19 protein-coding genes are annotated in these 23,488 nt (G+C 60.4%); 5 read left to right on the top strand and 14 right to left on the bottom strand.

The window, feature by feature from the left end; translation table 11 throughout:
* Nucleotides 1–91: 91 nt before the first annotated feature.
* From BFP90_RS09030 to BFP90_RS09015, 4 genes are read right to left on the bottom strand one after another with little or no spacing between them, the layout of a single operon-like run.
* Nucleotides 92–1,249: an osmoprotectant ABC transporter ATP-binding protein OsmV gene (locus BFP90_RS09030; protein ID WP_005784718.1), complete on the bottom strand. Its 1,158-nt coding sequence runs from the start codon at nt 1,247–1,249 to the stop codon at nt 92–94.
* Nucleotides 1,246–1,899 (bottom strand): ABC transporter permease, encoded by a 654-nt coding sequence (locus tag BFP90_RS09025; protein WP_057726112.1) that lies wholly within the window; start codon nt 1,897–1,899, stop codon nt 1,246–1,248. Before BFP90_RS09025 ends, BFP90_RS09030 begins: the two co-directional genes overlap by 4 nt.
* A 12-nt stretch (nt 1,900–1,911) precedes the next feature.
* Nucleotides 1,912–2,805: a glycine betaine ABC transporter substrate-binding protein gene (locus BFP90_RS09020; RefSeq protein WP_065893644.1), complete on the bottom strand. Its 894-nt coding sequence runs from the start codon at nt 2,803–2,805 to the stop codon at nt 1,912–1,914.
* Between the two features lie 19 nt (nt 2,806–2,824).
* Nucleotides 2,825–3,577, bottom strand: a complete 753-nt coding sequence (locus BFP90_RS09015) for an ABC transporter permease (RefSeq protein ID WP_370671691.1) — start codon at nt 3,575–3,577, stop codon at nt 2,825–2,827.
* Between the two features lie 296 nt (nt 3,578–3,873).
* Here BFP90_RS09015 and BFP90_RS09010 point away from each other — a divergent pair, with 296 nt between their 5' ends.
* A complete protein-coding gene (locus BFP90_RS09010; RefSeq protein WP_065883636.1) occupies nt 3,874–5,457 on the top strand; it encodes a peptide chain release factor 3 in 1,584 nt (527 codons plus the stop codon).
* Between the two features lie 242 nt (nt 5,458–5,699).
* A complete protein-coding gene (locus BFP90_RS09005) occupies nt 5,700–5,945 on the top strand; it encodes a hypothetical protein (RefSeq protein WP_065883640.1) in 246 nt (81 codons plus the stop codon).
* A 149-nt stretch (nt 5,946–6,094) separates the two neighbouring features.
* Here the strand turns inward: BFP90_RS09005 and BFP90_RS09000 are convergent, their stop codons facing one another.
* From BFP90_RS09000 to BFP90_RS08955, 10 genes are all read right to left on the bottom strand, one after another.
* Nucleotides 6,095–7,066, bottom strand: coding sequence for a peptide ABC transporter ATP-binding protein (locus tag BFP90_RS09000; protein WP_065893643.1), 972 nt, complete (start codon nt 7,064–7,066; stop codon nt 6,095–6,097).
* Nucleotides 7,066–8,034: an ABC transporter ATP-binding protein gene (locus BFP90_RS08995; RefSeq protein ID WP_065883643.1), complete on the bottom strand. Its 969-nt coding sequence runs from the start codon at nt 8,032–8,034 to the stop codon at nt 7,066–7,068. Before BFP90_RS08995 ends, BFP90_RS09000 begins: the two co-directional genes overlap by 1 nt.
* 10 nt (nt 8,035–8,044) lie before the next feature.
* The gene (locus BFP90_RS08990; RefSeq protein WP_065883645.1) at nt 8,045–8,956 is read right to left on the bottom strand and encodes an ABC transporter permease subunit; all 912 of its coding nucleotides are present in this window, start codon (nt 8,954–8,956) and stop codon (nt 8,045–8,047) included.
* A 10-nt stretch (nt 8,957–8,966) separates the two neighbouring features.
* Nucleotides 8,967–9,977, bottom strand: coding sequence for an ABC transporter permease subunit (locus tag BFP90_RS08985; protein WP_003171721.1), 1,011 nt, complete (start codon nt 9,975–9,977; stop codon nt 8,967–8,969).
* Nucleotides 9,978–10,053: 76 nt separating this feature from the next.
* Nucleotides 10,054–11,652, bottom strand: coding sequence for an ABC transporter substrate-binding protein (locus tag BFP90_RS08980; protein ID WP_065896487.1), 1,599 nt, complete (start codon nt 11,650–11,652; stop codon nt 10,054–10,056).
* An 80-nt stretch (nt 11,653–11,732) separates the two neighbouring features.
* Nucleotides 11,733–13,127, bottom strand: a complete 1,395-nt coding sequence (locus tag BFP90_RS08975) for an OprD family outer membrane porin (protein WP_065883650.1) — start codon at nt 13,125–13,127, stop codon at nt 11,733–11,735.
* Between the two features lie 172 nt (nt 13,128–13,299).
* Nucleotides 13,300–14,904, bottom strand: coding sequence for an ABC transporter substrate-binding protein (locus BFP90_RS08970; RefSeq protein ID WP_065896486.1), 1,605 nt, complete (start codon nt 14,902–14,904; stop codon nt 13,300–13,302).
* Between the two features lie 303 nt (nt 14,905–15,207).
* On the bottom strand, nt 15,208–16,836 hold the full coding sequence (locus tag BFP90_RS08965) for an ABC transporter substrate-binding protein (protein WP_065883656.1): 1,629 nt from the start codon (nt 16,834–16,836) through the stop codon (nt 15,208–15,210).
* Nucleotides 16,837–17,094: 258 nt separating this feature from the next.
* Nucleotides 17,095–18,696 carry an ABC transporter substrate-binding protein gene (locus tag BFP90_RS08960; protein WP_065893641.1) on the bottom strand — a complete coding sequence of 534 codons (1,602 nt, stop codon included), beginning with the start codon at nt 18,694–18,696 and terminating at the stop codon, nt 17,095–17,097.
* A gap of 91 nt (nt 18,697–18,787) precedes the next feature.
* Nucleotides 18,788–19,501 (bottom strand): SIMPL domain-containing protein, encoded by a 714-nt coding sequence (locus tag BFP90_RS08955; RefSeq protein WP_065893640.1) that lies wholly within the window; start codon nt 19,499–19,501, stop codon nt 18,788–18,790.
* A gap of 206 nt (nt 19,502–19,707) precedes the next feature.
* Here BFP90_RS08955 and BFP90_RS08950 point away from each other — a divergent pair, with 206 nt between their 5' ends.
* From BFP90_RS08950 to BFP90_RS08940, 3 genes are all read left to right on the top strand, one after another.
* Nucleotides 19,708–20,970 carry an ATP-binding protein gene (locus BFP90_RS08950; RefSeq protein ID WP_065893639.1) on the top strand — a complete coding sequence of 421 codons (1,263 nt, stop codon included), beginning with the start codon at nt 19,708–19,710 and terminating at the stop codon, nt 20,968–20,970.
* Entirely contained in the window at nt 20,963–21,523 is a 561-nt protein-coding gene (locus BFP90_RS08945; RefSeq protein ID WP_003171731.1) for a response regulator transcription factor, read from the top strand. The genes BFP90_RS08950 and BFP90_RS08945 overlap by 8 nt, the downstream gene beginning before the upstream one ends.
* Nucleotides 21,524–21,622: 99 nt before the next feature.
* Entirely contained in the window at nt 21,623–23,341 is a 1,719-nt protein-coding gene (locus tag BFP90_RS08940) for an ABC transporter ATP-binding protein/permease (protein ID WP_065896485.1), read from the top strand.
* The last annotated feature ends 147 nt before the right edge of the window (nt 23,342–23,488 follow it).

Raw genomic sequence — 23,488 nt, 5'->3', positions numbered from 1 at the left:
ACTCGATCTGATCCAACATCCTGGTCGGCCCAGAGGCCGCCATCGGGGGCAAGCCCCCTCCCACATTTGCCCCCCAGGGTGTCAGGTCAGGTCAGGCCAGGGCGGTCTCGGCCGGCGAGACGATACTGGTCTTGCCGCCACGGGACTTGCCGGAACTCAGGTACTCGGCAATCGACTCCTGGGTCACCTCGCCCAGGAACACCCGCTCGGCATCCATCACCGGCAACCATGAACGGTTGAACTCGTACATGCGCGAGAGCAGGATGCGCAAATGCTCGTCATACGCCGCCGTGGCGTTGAACTCGCGCAGGTATTGGCCGCAGGTACCGGTCTGGCGGTGCAGGTCGCGACGGCGTACATAGCCCAGCGCCTTGTTCTCGGCGCAGGTGACCACCACATAGCGGCGGTCGTGCTCGTCCATCAGTTCCAGCGCATCGGCCACCGGAGTTTCCGGGCTCACCGACGGCGCGTTGTCCGCCGCGTCTTCGGCCTTGACCAGCAACAGGCGCTTGAGGGTACTGTCCTGGCCGACGAAGTTGCTGACGAACTCGTCCGCCGGGTGCGCCAGCAGCGTATCGGGATGGTCGATCTGCAGCAGCTTGCCGGCCCGGAAGATCGCAATCTTGTCGCCCAGCTTGATGGCCTCGTCGATGTCGTGGCTGACCATGATCACGGTCTTGTTCAGCGCACGCTGCATTTCGAAGAACTCGTTCTGGATCATCTCGCGGTTGATCGGGTCGACCGCGCCGAACGGTTCATCCATCAGCAGCAACGGCGCATCGGCCGCCAGGGCTCGAATCACGCCGATGCGCTGCTGCTGGCCACCCGACAATTCACGCGGGTAGCGGTGCAGGTACTGCTTGGGTTCGAGCTTGATCATGCTCATCAGTTCGCGGGCGCGGTCGTGGCATTTCTGCTTGTCCCAGCCGAGCAGCTTGGGCACCACCACGATATTTTCTTCGATGGTCATGTTCGGGAACAGGCCGATCTGCTGGATCACATAGCCGATGTTGCGACGCAGGGTCACTTCGTCCAGGTCGGTGGTGTCTTCGCCGTTGATCAGGATCTTGCCCGAAGAAGGCTTGATCAGACGGTTGATCATCTTCAGCGTCGTACTCTTGCCGCAGCCCGACGGGCCGAGGAATACGCAAATTTCGCCTTCGTTGACGGTCAGGCTTACATCGTTGACGGCGGTGACAGTCTTGCCGTTGCTTTGAAAAGTCTTGGACAGGTTTTGAAGTTCGATCATTTGAGCAATCCTTTTGGAGTCAGCGAGCGTTGCAGCCATTGCAGAAGCAGGTCGGCGAAGATGGCCAGGAGACTGACCAGCACGGCGCCGACAATCAGCATCGACATGTCGCTGCGGCTGATGGAAGCCAGAATAAGTACACCCAGGCCACCGGCGCCGATGGTGGCGGCGATGGTCATCACACCGATGTTCATCACCACGGCGGTGCGCACACCGGCGAGGATCACCGGCACGGCAATCGGCAGTTCGACCATGCGCAGGCGCTGGCCGAAGGTCATGCCGATGCCTTTGGCGGCCTCACGGATGCCCGGCTCGACACCGGTGAGCGCCAGGTAGGTGTTACGCATGATCGGCAACAGGGAGTAGAGGAACACGGCGGTGATCGCCGGCATTGGCCCCAGGCCCTGGCCGAACTTGGAGTAGAACGGCAGCAGCAGGCCGAACAGGGCGATGGAGGGCACCGTGAGCAATACCGTGGCGCTGGCTTGCAAGGGGCCCGCGAGGGTCGGGTAGCGGGTCATCAGCACGCCCAGGGGCACACCGACGACAATCGCGAGAATCACAGCGATACCGACCAGGGTGATGTGCTGCCAGGTCAGGTGCAGGACCTGGGCCCAATCAAGATGGGAAAAGGCGTTCAAAAATTCCATGTCTTCTCCTCGTTAGTTGATTGGATGTTGGCGCAGGAAATCGGCGGCAACGGCGGACGGGCTTTCATGGTCGACGTCGACTCGCGCATTGAGCTGGCGCATGGTTTGGTCGTCGAACAGCGTGGCCAAAGGCTTGAGCTCGGCGGCCAGTTGCGGGTGCTTGTCGAGGTAGTCCTGGCGGATCACCGGGGCGGCGGTGTAGTCCGGGAAGTAGTGCTTGTCGTCCTCGAGCAGCTTCAACTTGAACGCGTTCAGGCGACCGTCGGTGGTGTAGACCAGGCCGGCAAACACTTGGCCATTACGCAACGCGGTGTAGACCAGGCCTGCGTCCATCTGCCGAGTGTTCTTGCGCGTCAGGTTCATGTCGTACAGCTTGACCATGCCTGCCAGGCCGTCGGAGCGGTTGGCGAACTCGGTGTCCAGGGCGACCAGGCGGTGATCCTTGGCGTCTTCGGCCATGGCTTTGGTGAGATCGCTGATGCTGTTGATCTCGGGGTGTTCCTGAGCCACTTTCTCGGGCAACGCCAGGGCGTAGGTGTTGCTGAAGCGCGACGGCGACAGCCAGACCAGGCCCTTTTTCGCGTCGAGTTCCTTTACCCGCGCGTAGGACTGTTCGCTGTCGAGCTTCTCGTCGATATGGTTGTAGGCCACCAGCGACACGCCGGTGTATTCCCAGATCAGATCCAGTTGCCCGCTTTCCTGGGCGCTTCTCGCCAGGTTGCTGCCCAGGCCGCCGGTCACGCGGGCGTCGTAGCCCTTGCTGCGCAGGTACTGGGAAGTGATTTCGGCCAGCAGGGTCTGTTCGGTGAACACCCGGGCGCCGATGCGAATCACCGGTTTTTCAGCGGCTTGCGCAATACCTGCAAGCAGCAGGAAGCAGCCTAATATCAAGCTTAGTTTTTTCATCTCGATTCCTTACCTGGCGTTAAGACGGGCGCAGCCCGCGTTCCAGCCAGAGGCGGCTGGCCATGGTCACCAGGCCATCAAGCAGCAATGCGAGCAGCGCGGTGCAGGCGGCGCCGAGCAGCAGTTGCGGCTGGTTGTTCAGGGCGATGCCCGGGAAGATCAGGCTGCCCAGGCTGTTGGCACCGATCAGGAACGCCAGTGGCGCGGTGCCGACGTTGATCGCCAGGGCCACCCGCACGCCACCGATGATGATCGGCACGGCGTTGGGCAATTCCACGCGAAACAGCACCTGGCGTGGCGTCATGCCAATGCCGGTGGCGGCTTCCTTGAGTGAGCCCTGCACATTTTTCAGGCCTTCGTAGGTGTTGCGCACGATGGGCAGGAGAGAGGCGAGAAACAACGCGAAGATGGCCGGGCCGCTGCCGATGCCGAGGACGCCGAGGGCGATGGCCAGTACGGCCAGGGGAGGGACGGTGTTGCCGATGTTGAAAATCTGCATGAAGCGTTCTGCGCGCCCGACCATGTTCGGTCGACTGAGCAGGATACCGGCGGGTATCCCCACAATCAGGGCGGCCAGCATGGAGACCAGGACGAGAATCAAATGAGCTTGCAGGTAAAACAATAAATCGTCGCGGTACAGTTCGATCGTGTTGATGCCGATCCAGTGGACCAGCAGGGCCAGGAGCGCGACGACAACCGCTGCTCCCATAAGCCCTTTGCCATAGCGAATAGCCACAGGCGGACTCCTTTTTTCTTCTGTCGACGAACACATTCCCGCGTGGCAAGCCATTGCTGGCTGTCAGCGAAATATGATCGCGAAATGCAGCTCGCCAATGCCGTCAAAAGCGGCATGAGTTCGAGCCATAAGCGCAGCCTCGTCAGGCTAACTTGCTGATTTTCCAGCCCCTGTTCCGAGTGCGTAAGCAGGGGAGTGGACGTCTCTACCTTTTAAAAGGTTCCACACTTGGGAGCATTTAGCCACCCCCAATGGGCTCAACGGTGGTCCGGACCCTCGCGTTTGCGCTATACTCGCCGCCCTTTTTTGACTCACCTGCCAGGCGATTTCCCATGACCCACCAGGCCGCCGAAGTCGCGAAACGCCGCACTTTCGCCATTATTTCCCACCCCGATGCCGGTAAAACCACCATCACCGAAAAGCTGCTGCTGATGGGCAAGGCAATCGCGGTGGCCGGCACGGTGAAATCGCGTAAATCCGACCGCCATGCGACATCCGACTGGATGGAAATGGAAAAGCAACGGGGTATTTCCATTACCACGTCGGTCATGCAGTTCCCGTATCGCGACCACATGGTCAACCTGCTCGACACCCCGGGCCACGAAGACTTCTCCGAAGACACCTACCGCACCCTTACTGCGGTGGACTCGGCATTGATGGTCCTCGACGGCGGTAAGGGCGTCGAGCCGCGCACCATTGCGCTGATGGACGTTTGCCGTCTGCGCGACACACCGATTGTCAGCTTCATCAACAAACTCGACCGCGATATCCGCGATCCCATCGAGCTGCTGGATGAAATCGAAGCCGTCCTGAAGATCAAGGCCGCGCCGATCACCTGGCCGATTGGTTGCTACCGCGATTTCAAAGGCGTGTATCACCTGGCCGATGACTACATCATCGTCTACACCGCCGGCCACGGGCATGAGCGCACCGATGTGAAAATCATCGAAAAGCTCGACTCCGACGAAGCCCGCGCCCACCTGGGCGACGAGTACGACCGTTTTGTCGACCAGCTGGAACTGGTGCAGGGCGCCTGCCACGAGTTCAACCAGCAGGAATTCCTCGACGGTCAGTTGACCCCGGTGTTCTTCGGCACTGCCCTGGGCAACTTCGGTGTCGACCACGTGCTCGACGCCGTGGTGAATTGGGCACCCAAGCCTCTGGCCCGGGTCGCCAACGAGCGCACGGTGGAACCGGTCGAAGAGAAATTCACCGGCTTCGTGTTCAAGATCCAGGCGAACATGGACCCCAAGCACCGCGACCGTATCGCCTTCATGCGTATCTGCTCCGGCCGCTACGAAAAGGGCATGAAGATGCGCCATGTGCGCACCGGCAAGGACGTACGCATCGGCGACGCGCTGACGTTCTTCTCCTCCGAGCGTGAACAGCTCGAAGAAGCCTACGCCGGCGACATCATCGGCCTGCACAACCACGGCACCATCCAGATCGGCGACACCTTCACCGAAGGCGAAGCGCTGGGCTTCACCGGTATCCCGCACTTCGCACCGGAACTGTTCCGCCGCGTACGCCTGCGCGACCCGCTGAAATCCAAGCAACTGCGCCAGGGCTTGCAGCAATTGGCTGAAGAAGGCGCCACCCAGGTGTTCTTCCCCGAGCGCAGCAACGACATCATCCTTGGTGCCGTCGGTGTGCTGCAGTTCGATGTGGTCGCCAGCCGCTTGAAAGAGGAATACAAGGTGGAATGCTCCTACGAGCCGATCACCGTGTATTCGGCGCGCTGGATCGAGTGCAGCGATAAGAAAAAACTGGAAGAGTTCTCCAACAAGGCCGTGGAAAACCTGGCGGTGGATGGCGGTGGTCACCTGACCTACCTGGCCCCGACGCGGGTCAACCTGGCGCTGATGGAAGAGCGTTGGCCGGATGTGAAGTTCCGGGCGACCCGCGAACACCATTAAGGTCTGTGCGGTACACAGAAGGGCGAAGCTGTCATGGCTTCGCCCTTTTTTTGGCTGTGAAATACAATCAAATGTGGGAGGGGGCTTGCCCCCGATGGCGGTTTATCAGTGACATGTAATGTCCTGACCCACTGCTATCGGGGGCAAGCCCCCTCCCACATTTTGCCCTCTATAAGGCTGGAGATTGGCGAGAACCCTGCATCGGGTCTAGCGTTCACACATTGACTGCGAAGGAGACCTCCGTGCGAAATGTTCGATACGCTATTTGTCTGATGCTACTGGCAGGCCCGGGGCTGACGACGCTCCCGGCACTGGCCGTCGATGGCACGCCCCAATGGAAGGACACCGGCCCTGTCACCAAGAGAAAGGCCAACGAGGTCAATTCCGGCAGCTGGAAACCGCAGCCCCAGCCCACAGACGTTAAAGATCCGGAAAACCCGATCAACGAAGGCGAAGACAGTGTGACCTTTGATGACGGCGAAACCTGAGACGCGGCGCCAACCCAAAAAGAAGCCCCTCCCGCCAGGCTGATGCGCAACCTGACGGGAAGGGCTGTAGAACTCACTGACGCCGCATCACTGATCGTTCCCACGCTCCGCGTGGGAATGCCGCCTGGGACGCTCTGCGTCCCGATCGCTCAGGCGACGAACTGCTCCGCATAGTGGCAAGCCACCTGGCGATTATCCAACGGCCGCAACAGCGGCTCCTCGGTGCTGCAGCGCGCTGTCGCGTACGGGCAGCGCTTGTGAAACGCGCAGCCTGGTGGCGGGTTCAGCGGGTTGGGCAGTTCGCCGACGATCTTGATCTTCGGCTTGCTCGGGTCCGGGTGAATGGTCGGGGTGGCCGACAGCAGTGCCTGGGTGTACGGGTGCAGCGGACGGGCGTAAATGTCTTCCTTGGGGCCCACTTCCACCGGGCGGCCGAGGTACATCACCATCACGTCGTCGGCGACGTGTTGCACCACCGCCAGGTTGTGGGAGATGAACACGTAGGCGGTGTTGAATTCCTGCTGCAAATCCATGAACAGGTTGAGCACCTGGGCCTGGATCGACACGTCCAGCGCCGAGGTCGGCTCATCCGCCACCAGCACTTTGGGTTGCAGCATCATCGCCCGGGCCAGGGCGATACGCTGGCGCTGGCCACCGGAGAACATGTGCGGGTAGCGCTGATAATGCTCGGGACGCAGGCCCACTTGCTTCATCATCGCCTGCACTTTTTCGCGGCGTTCGGCGGCGGACAGGTTGGTGTTGATCAGCAGCGGCTCACCGAGCTGATCGCCGACCTTCTGGCGTGGGTTCAAAGAAGCGTACGGGCTCTGGAACACCATCTGCACGTCTTTGCGCAACTGCTTGCGCTGGGCCTTGTCGGCACCGGCGACTTCCTGGCCGGCGATTTTAAGCGAGCCCGAAGACGGCTCCTCGATCAGCGTGAGGGCGCGGGCCAGGGTGGACTTGCCGCAACCCGACTCGCCTACCACAGCGAGGGTCTTGCCGGCTTCGAGTTCGAAGGACACACCGTTAAGGGCACGCACCGTGGCGTGGCCCTTGAACAGGCCACGGGACACTTCGTAGTGACGGGTCAGGTCGCGGGCGGTAAGAACGACGGCCATTACGCCACCTCCTGGTTCAAGGGGTAGAAGCAGCGTGCAAGGCTGTTGGTTTTCGGATCAAGGCTCGGGCGCTGGGTGCGGCAGTTTTCCTGCACGTACGGGCAACGCGGCGACAGCAGGCAACCCTGCGGGCGGTCATAGCGGCCCGGCACGATGCCGGGCAGCGTGGCCAGCCGCGTGGCGCCCAGGCTGTGTTCCGGAATCGCCTTGAGCAGCGCTTCGCTGTACGGGTGCGCCGGGATGTCGAACAGTTGCGGCACTTGGCCGACCTCCACGGCCTGGCCTGCGTACATCACGCACACGCGCTGGGCGGTTTCAGCCACGACCGCGAGGTCGTGGGTGATCAGCACCAGGCCCATGTTCTGTTCTTTCTGCAGGGCCAGCAGCAGGTCCATGATCTGCGCCTGGATGGTCACGTCCAGGGCGGTGGTCGGTTCGTCGGCGATCAGCAGTTTCGGCTCGCCGGCAATCGCCATGGCGATGGCCACGCGTTGGCTCATGCCGCCGGACAGTTGGTGCGGGTAGGCATCCATACGGCTGGCGGCGCCCGGGATTTCAACTTTTTCCAGCAGTTCGATGGCCCGCTTGCGCGCTTGCCGGCCGGACATTTTCAGGTGCAGGCGCAGCACTTCTTCAATCTGGAAACCCACGGTATAGCTGGGGTTCAGCGCGGTCATCGGGTCCTGGAACACCATGGCCAGGTCTTTGCCGACGATCTGGCGGCGCTGGCGGTTGCTCAGCTTGAGCATGTCCTTGCCGTCGAAGTTCAGCGCGTCGGCGGTGACGATGCCGGGATGCTCGATCAGGCCCATCAGCGCCATCATGGTCACGGATTTACCCGAGCCCGACTCGCCAACGATTGCCAGGACTTCGCCTTTGTCGACGGTAATGTCGAGGCCATCGACCACCGGTACGGCGGTCTTGTCGCCGAAGCGCACGTTGAGATTCTTGATTTCTAACAGTGACATGGGAATCTCCTCAGGCGGCGTTCTTGAGTTTCGGGTCCAGCGCGTCGCGCAGGCCGTCACCCATCAAGTTGATTGCCAGCACGCTGAGCAAAATGGTCAAGCCAGGCAAGCTCACTACCCACCAGGCGCGTTCGATGTAGTCACGGGCCGAAGCCAGCATGGTGCCCCACTCAGGCGTTGGCGGTTGTACGCCAAGGCCCAGGAAGCCCAGGGCCGCGGCATCGAGAATCGCCGAGGAAAAGCTCAGGGTCGCCTGTACGATCAGCGGCGCCATGCAGTTGGGCAGCACGGTGACGAACATCAGGCGTGGCAGGCCGGCACCGGCCAGGCGCGCCGCTGTCACGTAGTCGCGGTTCAGTTCGCCCATCACCGCAGCGCGGGTCAGACGCACGTAGGACGGCAGCGACACGATGGCGATCGCGATCACGGTGTTGATCAGGCCAGGGCCGAGGATGGCGACAATCGCCACCGCCAGCAGCAGCGAAGGCAGGGCCAGCATGATGTCCATCAAACGCATGATGGTCGGGCCGAGCAGGCGCGGGAAGAACCCGGCGAACAGGCCCAGCAGGATGCCGGGGATCAGCGACATCACCACCGACGACAAGCCGATCAGCAGCGACAGGCGCGAACCCTGGATCAGGCGCGAGAGCAGGTCGCGGCCCAGTTCGTCGGTGCCGAGCAGAAACTGCATCTGCCCGCCTTCCAGCCACGCGGGTGGGGTGAGCAGGAAGTCGCGGTATTGCTCGCTCGGGTTATGCGGTGCAACCCAGGGTGCGAAGATCGCGCAGAACACGATCAGCAGCATGAACAACAGGCCGGCGACCGCGCCTTTGTTCTTGGAGAAGGCTTGCCAGAATTCTTTGTACGGGGACGGGTACAGCAGGCTCTGATCGACTGCTGACACTGGAGTAGAGGTAGTCATGGTCATGATCTCAGCGCTGGTGACGGATGCGTGGGTTGGCGAAGCCGTAGAGGATATCCACCACGAAGTTCACCAGGATCACCAGGCAGGCGATCAGCAGAATGCCGTTCTGCACCACCGGGTAGTCCCGCGCGCCAATGGCTTCGATCAGCCATTTGCCGATGCCGGGCCACGAGAAGATGGTTTCGGTCAGTACCGCACCGGCCAGCAGCGTGCCGACTTGCAGGCCGACCACGGTCAGCACCGGGATCAGTGCGTTGCGCAGGCCGTGCACGAACACCACACGCGCCGGCGACAGGCCCTTGGCCTTGGCGGTGCGGATGTAGTCCTCACGCAGCACTTCGAGCATCGACGAGCGGGTCATGCGCGCGATCACCGCCAGCGGGATGGTGCCCAGCACGATGGCCGGCAGGATCAAGTGGTGCAAGGCGTCCCAGAACGCGTCCGGCTCGTCGGCCAGCAGCGTGTCGATGAGCATGAAGCCGGTGCGCGGCTCGATGTCGTAGAGCAGGTCGATACGCCCGGAAACCGGGGTCCAGCCCAGGCTCACCGAGAAGAACATGATCAGGATCAGGCCCCACCAGAAGATCGGCATCGAATAGCCCGCCAGGGAAATGCCCATCACCCCGTGGTCGAACAGCGATCCTCGCTTGAGTGCCGCGATCACCCCGGCCAGCAGGCCCAGGATACCGGCGAACAACAGGGCGGCCATGGACAGTTCCAGGGTCGCCGGAAAGAGTGCGGTGAACTCGGTCCACACGCTGGTGCGGGTGCGCAGGGATTCGCCAAGGTCGCCCTGGGCAAGTTTGCCCACATAGTCCAGGTATTGCGCATACAACGGCTTGTTCAAGCCAAGGCGTTCCATTGCCTGGGCATGCATTTCGGGGTCAACCCGACGCTCGCCCATCATGACTTCTACGGGGTCGCCTGGAATCATGCGAATCAACGCAAAGGTCAGCAACGTGATGCCGAAGAACGTGGGGATCAATAACCCCAGTCGGCGGGCAATAAAACTAAACATCTTGGTGTATACCTCAATCAGCCGGTTAGGCAGGTTCGGCGCCGTCAGGGTCGACGGCGCCGAGCGTTTTTCTTATTTACTTCACCTGGGTGGTGGCGAAGTTATTTGTACCCAGAGGGCTTTGGGTGAAGCCTTCTACGTTCTTGCGCATGGCGGTGAACAGTTTCGGATAAGCCATTGGAAGCCATGGCTGGTCCTTCTCGAAAACATCCTGTGCTTGTTCATAGAGCGCAGCCCGTGAGGCCGGTTCCTTTTCTGCACGGGCCTTGTCGATCAAGTCCTGAAACTCTTTGTTACACCAGCGTGCGTAGTTTTCGCCGTTTTTCGCCGCATCGCAACTCAGGTTGGGTGTGAGGAAGTTGTCCGGGTCACCGTTATCGCCGACCCAGCCAGCCGAAACCATGTCGTGCTCGCCGTTTTTAGCGCGCTTGAGCATTTCGCCCCATTCCATGACTTTGATATTGACCTTCAGGCCAATCTGCGCCAGATCCGCCTGCATGCGCTGGGCGCCGAGCATTGGATTGGGGTTGGTCGGGCCGCCGCCGTTGCGGGTGAACAGGGTGAATTCGGTGCCTTCCGGTACGCCGGCTTCCTTGAGCAGGGCGCGGGCCTTGTCCAGGTCACGCGGCGGGTTTTTCAGTTTTTCGTTGAAACCCAGCAAGGTCGGTGGATAAGGGCCGGTGCCTACTACCGCATTGCCTTTGCCGAACAGGGCTTCGGTGTAGCCTGCCTTGTCGAACGCGATGTTGATCGCATGACGTACCCGGGCATCGCTCATGTATTTGTGGGTGGTGTTCATCGCGGTGTAACTGGTGGTCATCGCCGCCAGTTCGTCAACTTTCAGGTTCGGGTCTTTCTTGATGCTCGGAATATCATCCGGCTTGGGGAACAGCGCGATCTGACATTCGTTGGCCTTGAGCTTCTGCAGGCGCACGTTGTTATCGGTGCTGATCGCCAGGATCAACGGATCAACTGCCGGTTTGCCGCGAAAGTACTCAGGGTTGGCCTTGAAGCGCGCCTGAGCATCTTTTTGATAACGGATGAAGATGAACGGGCCAGTGCCGATGGGCTTGGCGTTGAGGTCATCGGTCTTGCCGGACTTGAGCAACTGGTCGGCGTATTCCTTGGAGTGGATTGAAGAGAATGCCATGCCCAGGTCGGCCAGGAACGGTGCTTCAGGACGGGTCAGGGTAAAGACGACGGTGTGATCATCGGTCTTCTCTACGCTCTTGAGCAGTTCCTTGAAGCCCATGCTTTCGAAGTACGGGTAGCCTACGAGCGACTTTTTATGCCACGGGTGATTCGGGTCCAGCTGGCGCTGGAAGCTCCAAAGCACGTCGTCGGCGTTCAGGTTGCGCGTGGGTTTGAAATAGTCGGTGGTGTGGAACTTGATATCGTCACGCAGGTGGAACGTGTAGGTCAGGCCATCGGCACTGATTTCCGGCAGGTCCTTGGCCAGCGCCGGGACCACTTCGGTGGTGCCGGGCTTGAAGTCCACCAGGCGGTTGAACATGGTTTCGGCTGCGGCGTCAGCGGTCACGGCGGTGGTGTACAGGACCGGGTCAAAACCTTCCGGGCTGGCTTCGGTGCAGACCACCAGCGGTTTGGCCGAAACGCCGATCGCCACGCTCAACAGCGCAGCGGCCATGGCAGCTTGTAACGGGAGCATTTTCATTCAGAGCCCTCTGCAATCGATGGAGCCAGAAACGCGAAGACGGCGGGCTCGTCCTGAGCCCGCCGCTTACCTGGCGCTAATTAAAGAATGTTGAACGGGATGGTGGTGACCAGACGGAACTCTTTGATGCTGCCGTCGGACTGGAACTCGCTGCCACGGTGCTCAACGTAGGTTGCGCGCACGGTAGTGGCTTTGAGCGGGCCGCTCTGCAGGGCGTAAGAGGCGCCTACACCGTATTCCTGGTGCTTCTCGCCGTCCTGGGACTGGATACCGTCGTAGGCGAACTTGGCGCGACCATTGTTGCCGGTGTAGTGGGTACCGTCGATGCCCCAGCCGCGGGCCGAGTAGGCGTTGAACTTCAGGCCTGGCACGCCGTATTCGGCCATGTTGATGGCGTAGGCGATCTGGAACGATTTCTCGTTCGGGCCGTTGAAGTCAGACGTCAGGGAGTTGGCCAGGTAGATGCCGTTGGTTTCGTGCAGGTAGTCGAAGTACTCGTTACCGTTCACTTGCTGGTAGCCGAAGGTCAGGCTGTGGGCCTGGTGAGTCAGGCCAAGGGACAGGGAGAAGGTATCGTTGTCGATTTCCCCCATCTCTTTTTTGCCTTCATCGACCGTCTTGTAGTAGTTGAAGCCGGTGGTCAGGCCCAGTTGCTGAGCGTCGCCCAGTTCGTGGGTCGCGCCGAAGTAGTACTGGTTCCAGAAGTCCTTCACGTTGGCGGCGAAGAAGCTGGTCTTCAGGCTTTTCAGCGGCTGGTAGTTCACACCCAGGGTGGAGACCTTGTCGGTTTCCGCGCCATTGCCGTATTCGCTGCGGAATTTCGACAGGCTCTGTTCGGTACGCGGGGAAACGCGATCGAAAATGCCGCCCTGGAACGACAGGTTGCTGAACTCTGCGCTGTTGAAGCTCACACCCTGGAAGCTTGAAGGCAGCGCACGGTTGCCGATGGTGTCGACGATGCCGCTGCTGAAGTTCTGGCGACCGGCGGTCAGTGTGGTGTTGGACACGCGGAACTGCACGTTGGCCAGGCCCAGTTTGCTCCACTGGTCGACGGCATCACCGTTGGAGTCGGCCAGGGTGCGGTTGGAGCCGCCCTTGATATCACGCTTGCTGCGGTCCAGGACCAGCGCGTTGTACACCGCCACTTCGGTCTTGACGCCGACAGTGCCCTGGGTGAAACCCGAGCTGGCGTTGAGGATGGTGCCCTGCACCCAGTTGGTACGGTTGCGGTCGGTACGGGTTTCACCATGCTTCTGGTACGAGAAGGTGCCCCCACGGTATTTGCTTTCATGGGAGTACCAGTTACGCGTGGTGCCGCCCAGGCTGAAATCTTCGATGAAGCCCTTGGCCTCGCTTTGGGCGCTGGTGCCGGCCAGAGTGGTAGGAACGAAGTCCTGGCTCTGGGTTTCAGCGTAGGCGGTGGCCGTGATGCTGCTGATGGCCAGGGCCAGAAGCGCTTTGCTGCTCAGTTTCATGGGTGAAGCTCCTTTGGTTCTCTTTTTTATGCCGGTCTTTTTAGGTGAACCGGCTATTGGGTGTGTAACTCGTTCAAGCTATTGCAAACGTTTGGCGTAGGAAAATTCCCAACAAAAGCCTGCACGTTTGCCGCAGGGCCAACATCGCCCTGCGCAATCCGGTTATTTTTTCTTATGGGGTGATACTGACGCCCGAGAACACGTTGCGGCCGAAGGGGCTCACTTTGAAGCCTTCGACTTTGGCGCTTAACGGCTGGTTGACCGTCGAGTGGGCGACTGGCGTGATCGGCACCTGCTGCTTGAGCAGTTGCTGTGCCTGTTTGTACAGAACAGTCCTTTGTTCACGGTCGGTGACGACCTTGGCTTGCTTGATCAGCTTGTCGTACGCCGGGTCACACCACATGGAGTAGTTGTTCCCGCCGATGGCGTCGCAGCTGTAGAGGGTGCCCAGCCAGTTGTCCGGGTCACCGTTGTCGCCGGTCCAGCCGATCAGGCTGACATCATGCTCACCGTTCTTGGTGCGCTTGATGTATTCGCCCCATTCGTAGCTGACGATCTTCACTTTCAGGCCGATCTTGGCCCAATCGTTCTGCAGCATTTCAGCCATCAGCTTGGCGTTGGGGTTGTACGGACGTTGTACCGGCATCGCCCAGAGGGTGATCTCGGTGCCTTCCTTCACGCCGGCGGCCTTGAGCAGTTCCTTGGCTTTTTCCGGGTTGTAGGCGGCGTCCTTGATGCTGTCGTCGTAGGACCACTGGGTCGGCGGCATGGCGTTGACGGCCAGTTGTCCCGCACCCTGGTAGACGGCGTTGAGGATGCTCTGCTTGTTCACCGCCATGTCCAGCGCCTGGCGCACTTCAAGCTGGTCGAACGGCTTGTGGCGCACGTTGTAGGCGATGTAGCCGAGGTTGAAGCCCGGCTTGGTCAGCAGTTGCAGGTTCGGGTCGGCCTTGAGCGCGTCGACATCGGCAGGGCGCGGGTGCAGGGTGATCTGGCATTCGCCGGCCTTGAGCTTCTGCACGCGCACCGAAGCGTCGGTGTTGATGGCGAAGATCAGTTGGTCGAGCTTGACCCGGCTCGGGTCCCAGTACTGTTTGTTCGCCACGTAGCGAATCTGCGAGTCTTTCTGGTAACGCTGGAACACAAACGGGCCGGTGCCGATCGGCTTCTGGTTGATATCGCTGGGTTTGCCTTCCTTGAGCAACTGCTCGGCATACTCGGCGGAGAGGATCGCGGCGAAGCTCATGGCGATGTTTTGCACGAACGCGGCGTCGACCGTGTTCAAGGTGATCACCACGGTGTGCGGGTCGGTTTTTTCGACCTTGGCGATGTTCTTGTTCAGGCTCATCCCGTTGAAGTAGGGGAACTCGGTAGGGTAGGCCTTGCGAAACGGATGGTCGGGGTCAAGCATGCGGTTGAAGGTGAACAGCACGTCGTCGGCGTTGAAGTCGCGCGTCGGCTTGAACTCCTTGTTGCTGTGGAACTTCACCCCTCCACGCAGGTGAAACGTGTAGGTCAGTCCGTCTTCGGAAATATCCCAGTTGGTGGCCAGCCCGGGCACGACGTCAGTTGCACCCTTTTCGAACTCGACCAGGCGGTTGTACAACGGCTCTGCAGCGTCGTTGTCGGTGGCGGTGGTGTATTGCGCGGTGTCAAAGCCTGCCGGGCTGCCCTCGGAGCAGAACACCAGGCTCTTCTTGTCGGCGGCTTCAGCCGTTGTGGCCACGGCCAGAAGGCTGGTGGCAAACAGTGCGGATAGAACGGTGGTATGGCGCATGACGATCCCGATCCTTGTTTGTAGTTATCAACAGCGAGCGGTCCCACTGGCCACAGCCAGGGAGACATCACTGATCCCACACACAGCGAGTACCTTTCTCAAATTGGGGCCTCTGCCGTCCTACGACGTTATGGGTCGCGGACTTCACAGTAAATGCGCCAAATCGGACTGGCCTTGTAGGTAACGGAGACATGAAGCGCAGTTCATTACTGTAGGACGGCGGCGCTTAAAATGTGGTCTGTTTCCTACGATCTAGGCGGATGAAATAACGGCGACGTTGTGAAACGTCGCCGCTATTGATCCTTACTTGCCGCTTACGCTCACGCCGTAGAAGGAGTTCAAGCCAAACGGGCTGATCTTGAAGTCCTGCACGGTGTTGCGCATGGGTTGATACACCGTCGAGTGCGCGATAGGTGTCATCGGAACTGCGTCTTTGAGTACATGTTGCGCCTGCTTGTACAGCTCGGTGCGTTTGGCGACATCCGATGTGGCCTTGGCTTGTTTCACGATGCCGTCGAATTTCTTGTCGCACCACTTGGAGAAGTTGTTGCCCGACAGCGAGTCGCAGCCGAACAGCACGTTCAGCCAGTTGTCCGGGTCACCATTGTCGCCGCTCCAGCCAATGATCATGGCCTGGTTCTCGCCGCCCTTGGAGCGCTTGATGTACTCGCCCCACTCGTAGCTGGTGATCTTGACCTTCAAGCCGATCTTGGACCAGTCGTTCTGCAGCATCTCAGCCATCAGTTTGGCGTTCGGGTTGTACGGACGCTGAACCGGCATGGCCCACAGCACGATCTCGGTGCCTTCCTTGATGCCGGCTTCCTTGAGCAGCGCCTTGGCTTTCTCGGGATTGTAGGCGGCGTCCTTGATGGTGGTGTCGTAGGACCATTGGGTCGGCGGCATGGCGTTGACGGCCAATTGACCGGCACCCTGGTACACCGAGTCGATGATCTGCTGCTTGTTCACCGACATGTCCAGCGCCTGGCGTACGCGCAGGTCTGCCAGCGGGTTTGGCTGATCGCTGCCCTTGACCTTGTCCATCACGTTGTAGGCCACGTAGCCCAGGTTGAAACCGGCCTGGTGCGGCAGTTTCAGGTCCTTGTCTTCACCCAGCGCCTTGAGGTCGGCCGGACGCGGGAACAGGGTGACCTGGCATTCGTTTTTCTTGAGCTTCTGGATACGCACCGACGGGTCAGTGGTGATGGCGAAGATCAGGTTATCGATCTTCACGTCTTCAGGTTTCCAGTAGTCCTTGTTGCCGGTGTAGCGAATGTTCGAGTCTTTCTGGTAGCTCTTGAACACGAACGGACCGGTGCCGACCGGCTTCTGGTTGATGTCGGCAGGTTTGCCTTCCTTCAACAATTGCGCGGCGTATTCGGCGGATTGGATCGAGGCGAAGCTCATTGCCATGTTCTGAATGAACGCGGCGTCCACGGTGCCAAGGGTGAACTTGACGGTGTGGTCATCGATTTTCTCGATGTTCTTGATGTTGGTGTCCATCCCCATGTCCGTGAAGTACGGGAACTCGGTGGGGTAGGCCTTACGGAATGGATCGTCTTTATTGATCATCCGGTTGAACGTGAACAGGACGTCGTCGGCCGAAAATTCACGAGTCGGCTTGAAGTACGGGGTGGTGTGGAACTTGACGCCTTCGCGCAGGTGGAAGGTATACGTCAGGCCGTCCGGGGACACGTCCCAGCTGGTGGCGAGGCCAGGCACCACGGCGGTGCCGCCGCGTTCGAACTGGCTCAGGCGGTTGAACATGGTTTCGGCCGAGGCATCGAAGTCTGTTCCGGTGGTGTACTGGCCTGGGTCAAAACCGGCCGGGCTCCCTTCGGAGCAGAACACCAGGTTAGTTGCCGCTTGGGCAAATGGGGCTGCGGCCATAAGGCCAGCGCTCACTAATAACGGAAGGACTGCGTGTTTAAGCATGTTGGCCTCATGATTTGTTGTCATTTTTGGTGGTGAGGGCGACCTCGTGAGTCGGCCTGCGGATACTTATGCAGGCGCCATACCCATTGCAAGATGTTGAACGGTTGCAAGCACCAAACAGTGGGACGGGCGTACAAGAATGTCGCATTTATGAAAGTTTCGACATAAATGTGTCCGTTTGGCGGTTTTTTTCGGTGCGTCGGGCGCACCGCAAAAGCCCAATCGAGGCGTCTAGTGCACTCGATTGGGGCGTTGTTGTTACTTATCTAGACTCACACCGTAGAACGGTGTCAGCCCGAACGGGCTGATCTTGAAGTCGCGCACTTGCTTGCGCATTGGCTGGAAAACCGTCGAGTTCGCAATAGGCGTTATAGGTACTTGTTCCTTAAGGATTTGTTGTGCCTGTTGATACCACTTGATGCGCTGTTCGCGGTCGTTGCTGACCTTGGCCTGCTGCACCAGCTTGTCATAGGCCGGGTTACACCATTTGGCGTAGTTGCTGCCCTTGACTGCGGCACAACTGTAGAGCACGCCGAGCCAGTTATCGGGGTCGCCGTTGTCGCCGGTCCAGCCATAAATCATCGCGTCGTGTTCACCATTTTTGGCGCGCTTGATGTATTCGCCCCACTCATAGCTGACGATATTGGCCTTGATGCCGACCTTGGCCCAGTCCTGCTGGATCATTTGTGCGGACATGCGCGCGTTCGGGTTGGAGGCGCGTTGCACGGTCATCGCCCAAAGATCGATGGTGGTACCAGGTGCAACCCCTGCTTCTTTTAGTAGCGCCCGGGCCTTGGTCGGGTCGTACGGTGCATCCTTGATCGCCGGGTCATAAGACCACTGCGCCGGTGGCAGTGCGTTCTGCGCCAATTGTCCGGCGCCCTGATAAACCGCCTTGATGATTGCAGGCTTGTCGATGGCCATATCCAGGGCCTGGCGCACTTTGAGCTGGTCCAGTGGCGGATGGGTAACGTTGTAGGCCAGGAAACCCAGGTTGAAGCCGGCCTGCTGCAGCACGCGCAAGTCAGGGTCCTGTTTCATCACCTCGATGTCGGCGGGGCGTGGGTAGCCGCTGACCTGGCATTCGCCGGCCTTGAGTTTCTGCAGGCGCGCGGCGGCGTCCGGGGTAATGGCGAAGACCAGGTTGTCGAGTTTCACGTCCTCGGGCTTCCAATACTGTTTATTGGCGACGTAGCGGATCTGCGCGTCTTTCTGGTAGCGCTTGAACACGAACGGTCCGGTGCCCACCGGTTTCTGATTGATGTCCTCGGCCTTGCCTTGCTTGAGGAGCTGGGCGGCGTACTCGGCCGATTGCACCGAGGCGAAACTCATGGCCAGGTTCTGCACGAACGAGGCATCGACGTTATTCAGGTTGAAGCGCACGGTGTGGTCGTCGAGTTTGTCGACGCTTTTGATCGTGGTGTTCAGGCCCATGTCGGTAAAGTAGGGCGATTCGGAGGGGTAGGCCTTGCGAAACGGGCTCTCGGCATCCAGCAGGCGTGTGAAGGTAAACACCACATCATCGGCGTTGAAGTCGCGGGTCGGGGTGAAGAAGTCGGTGGTGTGAAACTTGACGCCATCACGTAAGTGGAAGGTGTAGGTGAGGCCGTCTTCGGACACATCCCAGCGGGTGGCGAGGCCGGGCTCGACTTCGGTGCCGCCACGCTTGAACTGGGTGAGGCGGTTGAACACGGTTTCGGCGGAGGCGTCAAAGTCGGTGCCGCTGGTGTATTGGCTGGGATCGAAGCCGGCGGGGCTGGCTTCGGAGCAGTAGACCAGGGTGGTGGAGGCGTGAGCCAGCGGCATAAAGGCCAGGAGGCCTGCGGCAAGGAGGAGCGGTTTGAAGGCAATTCTGTCCATGGAGACCCCTGAAATCGCAACCCTGTAAAAGCTGCGCAAATGAAAACGGCGGTCACCGAGGTTACCGCCGTTCAGGGTTGTCAGGTAGGGGTCACTGCATCTGCACTTCAATCACGCCGTCTGCGCTCATGTTGACCTGGCTGGTGCCGGCTTCCACTTCAGGCGTGGGCGCCGAATCGGCCATCGCCGCTTTCATCATCATGGCGCCGCGCGCGTAGGGCATCGGGTAGCCGTTGGTGTTGAAATTCAGGTTGACGATTTTGTAACCCTTGCCGCCGAGTGCATCGGTAGCCAGTTGCGCACGGGCCTTGAACGCTGCCACTGCGTCTTTGAGCATCGCATCTTCGCTGGCCTTGCGCGTGCTGTCAGCGATGGCGAAGTCCATGCTGTCCATTTTCAGGGTGTTCAACAGCTCGCCGGTGAGTTTGGACAACGCCGGGAAGTCCGCGCTTTCCAGGCGCAGTTCGGCGCGTTCACGCCAGCCGGTGATTTTCTGGTTCTTGCTGTCGTAGATCGGGTAGCTGTTGCGGCTGCCCTGGCGCAGGGTCACGGCCTTGACTTCGCGGGCCTGGCCCAGGGCGGTGTTCATGGTGGTGGTGATTTCAGCGGCAAGCTTGGCCGGGTCGGCGTTCTGCGATTCGGTGTAGAGGGTCACGATCATCTTGTCGCGCGCCACTTCCTGGCTGACTTCGGCGCGCAGGGAGATCTGGTTGTAATGCAGTTCATCGGCGGCCATGGCCGGCAGGCTGGCCAGGGCGCTTGCGCCGAGGGTGAGGACAGCGGCACTGCGAATGAAACGGGACATGAAAGCTCCTTGGGATTGTCGTGTTCGGTATGACTGTAGACGGTGGCGCCGGGTTCTTCGGGTTTACATATTCCCTACATGTTGTGACGGCGCCGACGAACGGTCATCTGCCCCCGCCTGCGTCAAAGAGCCACACGCGCCGTGCCGGCGGGTCTGCTTCGTTTATACTCGTGCCGATCCGCCTGCAGCGCTCATCGGGAGAGCTCATGCTCGCCGCCGTAAAACTGACTTCCGCCACCCGCCAGAACCTCTGGCGCCTGACGTTCATCCGCACGTTGGTATTGGCCGCACAGGCCGGTTCCGTCGGGCTCGCCTATTGGTTCGACCTGCTGCCGCTGCCCTGGCTGCAACTGGCCGTGACCCTCGGCTTTTCCAGCGTGCTGTGTGCGTTTACCGCCATCCGCTTGCGCACCACTTGGCCGGTCACCGAGTTGGAATACGCGCTGCAATTGGCCTGCGACCTGTTTATCCACAGTGTGTTGCTGTACTTCTCCGGCGGTTCCACCAACCCGTTTGTGTCTTATTACCTGGTGCCGCTGACCATTGCCGCCGTGACCTTGCCGTGGCGCTATTCGGTGGTGCTGTCGGGCATCGCGCTGACGCTGTACACGCTGCTGCTGGCGCAGTTCTATCCACTGCAGACCTTTCCGATCGCTCGGGAAAATCTGCAGATCTACGGGATGTGGCTCAGCTTTGCCTTGTCCGCCGCCGTTATCACGTTTTTTGCCGCGCGCATGGCCGAAGAGTTGCGCCGTCAGGAAGAGCTGCGCGCGATTCGCCGTGAAGAAGGCCTGCGCGACCAGCAATTGCTGGCGGTCGCCACGCAGGCGGCAGGTGCCGCCCATGAGCTGGGCACGCCGCTGGCGACCATGAGCGTGCTGCTCAAGGAAATGACCCAGGACCATCACGACCCGGCGTTGCAGGATGATCTCAGCGTGCTGCAGGAACAGGTCAAGCAGTGCAAGTTGACCCTGCAGCAACTGGTACGCGCCGCCGAAGCCAATCGGCGTCTGGCGGTCGAGATGCAGGATGTCACCCAGTGGCTCGACGAAGCCCTGAACCGCTGGCACCTGATGCGCCCCGAAGCCAGTTACCGTTTCAGCCTGTTGGGCCAGGGCAGCGTACCGCGCATGGCGCCGCCGCCGGATCTCACCCAGGCCTTGCTCAACCTGTTGAACAATGCCGCCGACGCTTGCCCTGAAGGCCTGGGCGTGCAGTTGGACTGGGACGCGGAAAACGTCACCATCAGCATTCGTGACCACGGCGCGGGCGTGCCGCTGGCCATTGCCGAGCAGATCGGCAAACCGTTTTTTACCACCAAGGGCAAAGGTTTCGGCCTCGGCCTGTTTTTGAGCAAGGCCAGCGTGACCCGCGCGGGCGGCTCAGTGAAGCTCTATAGTCATGAGGAAGGCGGTACGCTCACCGAGCTGCGCCTGCCCCGTGTCGCACGAGGAGATATCGATGAGTGACGAGATCCAAGTCGAAGGCGAAGAACTGCCGCATTTGTTGCTGGTAGATGATGACGCCACCTTTACCCGCGTGATGGCGCGTGCCATGAGCCGTCGCGGCTTTCGCGTCAGCACCGCAGGCTCGGCCGAAGAAGGCCTGACCATCGCCCAGGCCGACCTGCCGGACTACGCCGCGCTCGACCTGAAAATGGACGGCGACTCGGGCCTGGTGCTGTTGCCCAAGCTGCTCGAGCTCGACCCGGAAATGCGCGTGGTGATCCTCACCGGCTATTCCAGCATCGCCACTGCCGTCGAAGCCATCAAGCGTGGCGCCTGCAACTACCTGTGCAAGCCGGCGGATGCCGATGACGTGCTCGCCGCGCTGCTGTCCGAGCACGCCGACCTCGATACCCTGGTTCCGGAAAACCCCATGTCGGTGGACCGCCTGCAGTGGGAGCACATCCAGCGTGTACTGACCGAGCACGAAGGTAATATCTCCGCCACCGCTCGCGCGTTGGGCATGCACCGACGTACCTTGCAGCGTAAGTTGCAGAAGCGCCCGGTGCGACGCTGAACGGCGACTGAACAACCCGCTTCAGGCTGCACGGATGCACGAACCGATCACCTATGATCGGTTCAAACGCCTGTGATGTTTTCCTACCGAGCCTGAACAATGAATCAGAACGCTGAATATTCCGCGGTCAACGATGCGGTGCGCGGGCAATTCTTCCGCCGAACCTGGGCCATGATCACGCCGTATTGGCGCAGTGAAGAGAAGGGCAGGGCCTGGTTGCTGCTGGCCGCCGTAATTGCTTTGTCGCTGTTCAGCGTGGCGATCTCGGTGTGGATCAACCACTGGTACAAGGATTTCTACAACGCGCTGGAGAAGAAGGACACGGCTGCTTTCTGGCAATTGATCGTTTACTTCGGCGGTATCGCGGCTGTGGCGATCCTGGGCGCGGTGTACCGCCTGTACCTGACCCAGATGCTCACCATCCGCTGGCGTGCCTGGCTGACCGAACAGCACTTCGCACGCTGGCTCGCCCACAAGAACTACTACCAGCTGGAGCAGGGCGGCTACACCGATAACCCGGACCAGCGGATTTCCGAAGACCTCAATACGTTCACCTCCAGCACCTTGAGCCTGGGCCTGGGACTGCTGCGCAACGTGGTCAGCCTGGTGTCGTTCTCGATCATCCTGTGGGGCGTGTCGGGCAGCATCGAGGTGTTCGGCCTCACCATTCCCGGCTACATGTTCTGGTGCGCGCTGCTGTACGCCGCCGTGGGCAGTTGGCTGACGCACTTGATCGGGCGTCGCCTGATCGGCTTGAGCAACCAGCAACAGCGCTTCGAAGCGGATTTGCGTTTCTCCATGGTACGGGTACGTGAAAATGCCGAAAGCATCGCGCTGTACAACGGCGAACCGAATGAAAAGCAACGCCTGAGCACGCGCTTCGGCAAGGTCTGGCACAACTTCTGGGACATCATGAAAGTGTCCAAGCGCCTGACCTTCTTTACCGCCGGCTACAGCCAGATCGCGATTATCTTCCCGTTTATCGTCGCCGCGCCGCGCTACTTCACCGGCAAGATCGAACTGGGCGAGCTGATGCAAATCAACTCGGCGTTCGGCAATGTGCAGGAGAACTTCAGTTGGTTTATCAACGCCTACTCAGAACTGGCGTCGTGGCGCGCTACCAGTGACCGTCTGCTGAGTTTCCAGCAGGCCATGAGCGACAACGAGCAGCGTGCCCCGGCCATCGATGTGCGCCCTGAAGGCGAACACCTGGTGATCAAGAATCTGGGCATGGACCTGGCCGACGGCCGTCACTTGCTCACCGACGCCGACATGACCGTGGAGCCTGGCCAGCGAGTGATGCTCAGCGGGCGTTCCGGCAGCGGCAAGAGCACCTTGCTGCGGGCGATGGGACATCTGTGGCCGGCCGGCCATGGCAGCATTCGCCTGCCGGCGACGCGCTATCTGTTTCTGCCGCAGAAGCCGTATTTACCGATTGGCACGCTCAAGGCCGTGCTGAGTTATCCACAGGACGACAGCGTCTATCCGGCAGAGCGTTATGCACAGGTCCTGGAAACCTGCCGCCTGCCGCATCTGGTGGGTCGCCTGGATGAAGCCAATCACTGGCAGCGCATGCTCTCGCCTGGCGAGCAACAGCGCCTGGCCTTTGCCCGTGCGTTATTGTTCGCGCCGCAGTGGCTGTACATGGACGAAGCGACCTCGGCCATGGATGAGGAGGATGAGGCAACGTTGTATCAGGCGCTGATCGATGAACTGCCGGGGTTGAGCATCGTCAGCGTCGGCCACCGCAGCAGTCTCAAGCGCTTCCATGAAAGGCATGTGCGGATCGAGGGTGGGCGGTTGCAGGAGCAGATTTAAAGTCTTGCTCGGTCAAGTGTGGGAGGGGGCTTGCCCCCGATGGCTGCCTTTGGGCCGACTGGGGTGTTGGATCAGACCGAGTACATATCCGTTTCTGTGGTAACGGCCACTTAGGGTTCCGCCCTGACGGCGGCTCACTTTTGAAAA

This window comes from Pseudomonas sp. 24 E 13 (assembly GCF_900004715.1).
Lineage (GTDB): Bacteria > Pseudomonadota > Gammaproteobacteria > Pseudomonadales > Pseudomonadaceae > Aquipseudomonas > Aquipseudomonas orientalis_A.
The sequence above is the reverse complement of the archived record's forward strand: the minus strand, read 5'-3'. Positions and strand labels throughout refer to the sequence as shown.

Coding starts and splice junctions, on each gene's coding strand:
- BFP90_RS09030 (WP_005784718.1), bottom strand. CDS start 1,249: ATGATCGAACTTCAAAACCTGTCCAAGACTTTTCAAAGCAACGGCAAG.
- BFP90_RS09025 (WP_057726112.1), bottom strand. CDS start 1,899: ATGGAATTTTTGAACGCCTTTTCCCATCTTGATTGGGCCCAGGTCCTG.
- BFP90_RS09020 (WP_065893644.1), bottom strand. CDS start 2,805: ATGAAAAAACTAAGCTTGATATTAGGCTGCTTCCTGCTGCTTGCAGGT.
- BFP90_RS09015 (WP_370671691.1), bottom strand. CDS start 3,577: ATGTGTTCGTCGACAGAAGAAAAAAGGAGTCCGCCTGTGGCTATTCGC.
- BFP90_RS09010 (WP_065883636.1), top strand. CDS start 3,874: ATGACCCACCAGGCCGCCGAAGTCGCGAAACGCCGCACTTTCGCCATT.
- BFP90_RS09000 (WP_065893643.1), bottom strand. CDS start 7,066: ATGGCCGTCGTTCTTACCGCCCGCGACCTGACCCGTCACTACGAAGTG.
- BFP90_RS08995 (WP_065883643.1), bottom strand. CDS start 8,034: ATGTCACTGTTAGAAATCAAGAATCTCAACGTGCGCTTCGGCGACAAG.
- BFP90_RS08990 (WP_065883645.1), bottom strand. CDS start 8,956: ATGACTACCTCTACTCCAGTGTCAGCAGTCGATCAGAGCCTGCTGTAC.
- BFP90_RS08985 (WP_003171721.1), bottom strand. CDS start 9,977: ATGTTTAGTTTTATTGCCCGCCGACTGGGGTTATTGATCCCCACGTTC.
- BFP90_RS08980 (WP_065896487.1), bottom strand. CDS start 11,652: ATGAAAATGCTCCCGTTACAAGCTGCCATGGCCGCTGCGCTGTTGAGC.
- BFP90_RS08975 (WP_065883650.1), bottom strand. CDS start 13,127: ATGAAACTGAGCAGCAAAGCGCTTCTGGCCCTGGCCATCAGCAGCATC.
- BFP90_RS08970 (WP_065896486.1), bottom strand. CDS start 14,904: ATGCGCCATACCACCGTTCTATCCGCACTGTTTGCCACCAGCCTTCTG.
- BFP90_RS08965 (WP_065883656.1), bottom strand. CDS start 16,836: ATGCTTAAACACGCAGTCCTTCCGTTATTAGTGAGCGCTGGCCTTATG.
- BFP90_RS08960 (WP_065893641.1), bottom strand. CDS start 18,696: ATGGACAGAATTGCCTTCAAACCGCTCCTCCTTGCCGCAGGCCTCCTG.
- BFP90_RS08955 (WP_065893640.1), bottom strand. CDS start 19,501: ATGTCCCGTTTCATTCGCAGTGCCGCTGTCCTCACCCTCGGCGCAAGC.
- BFP90_RS08950 (WP_065893639.1), top strand. CDS start 19,708: ATGCTCGCCGCCGTAAAACTGACTTCCGCCACCCGCCAGAACCTCTGG.
- BFP90_RS08945 (WP_003171731.1), top strand. CDS start 20,963: ATGAGTGACGAGATCCAAGTCGAAGGCGAAGAACTGCCGCATTTGTTG.
- BFP90_RS08940 (WP_065896485.1), top strand. CDS start 21,623: ATGAATCAGAACGCTGAATATTCCGCGGTCAACGATGCGGTGCGCGGG.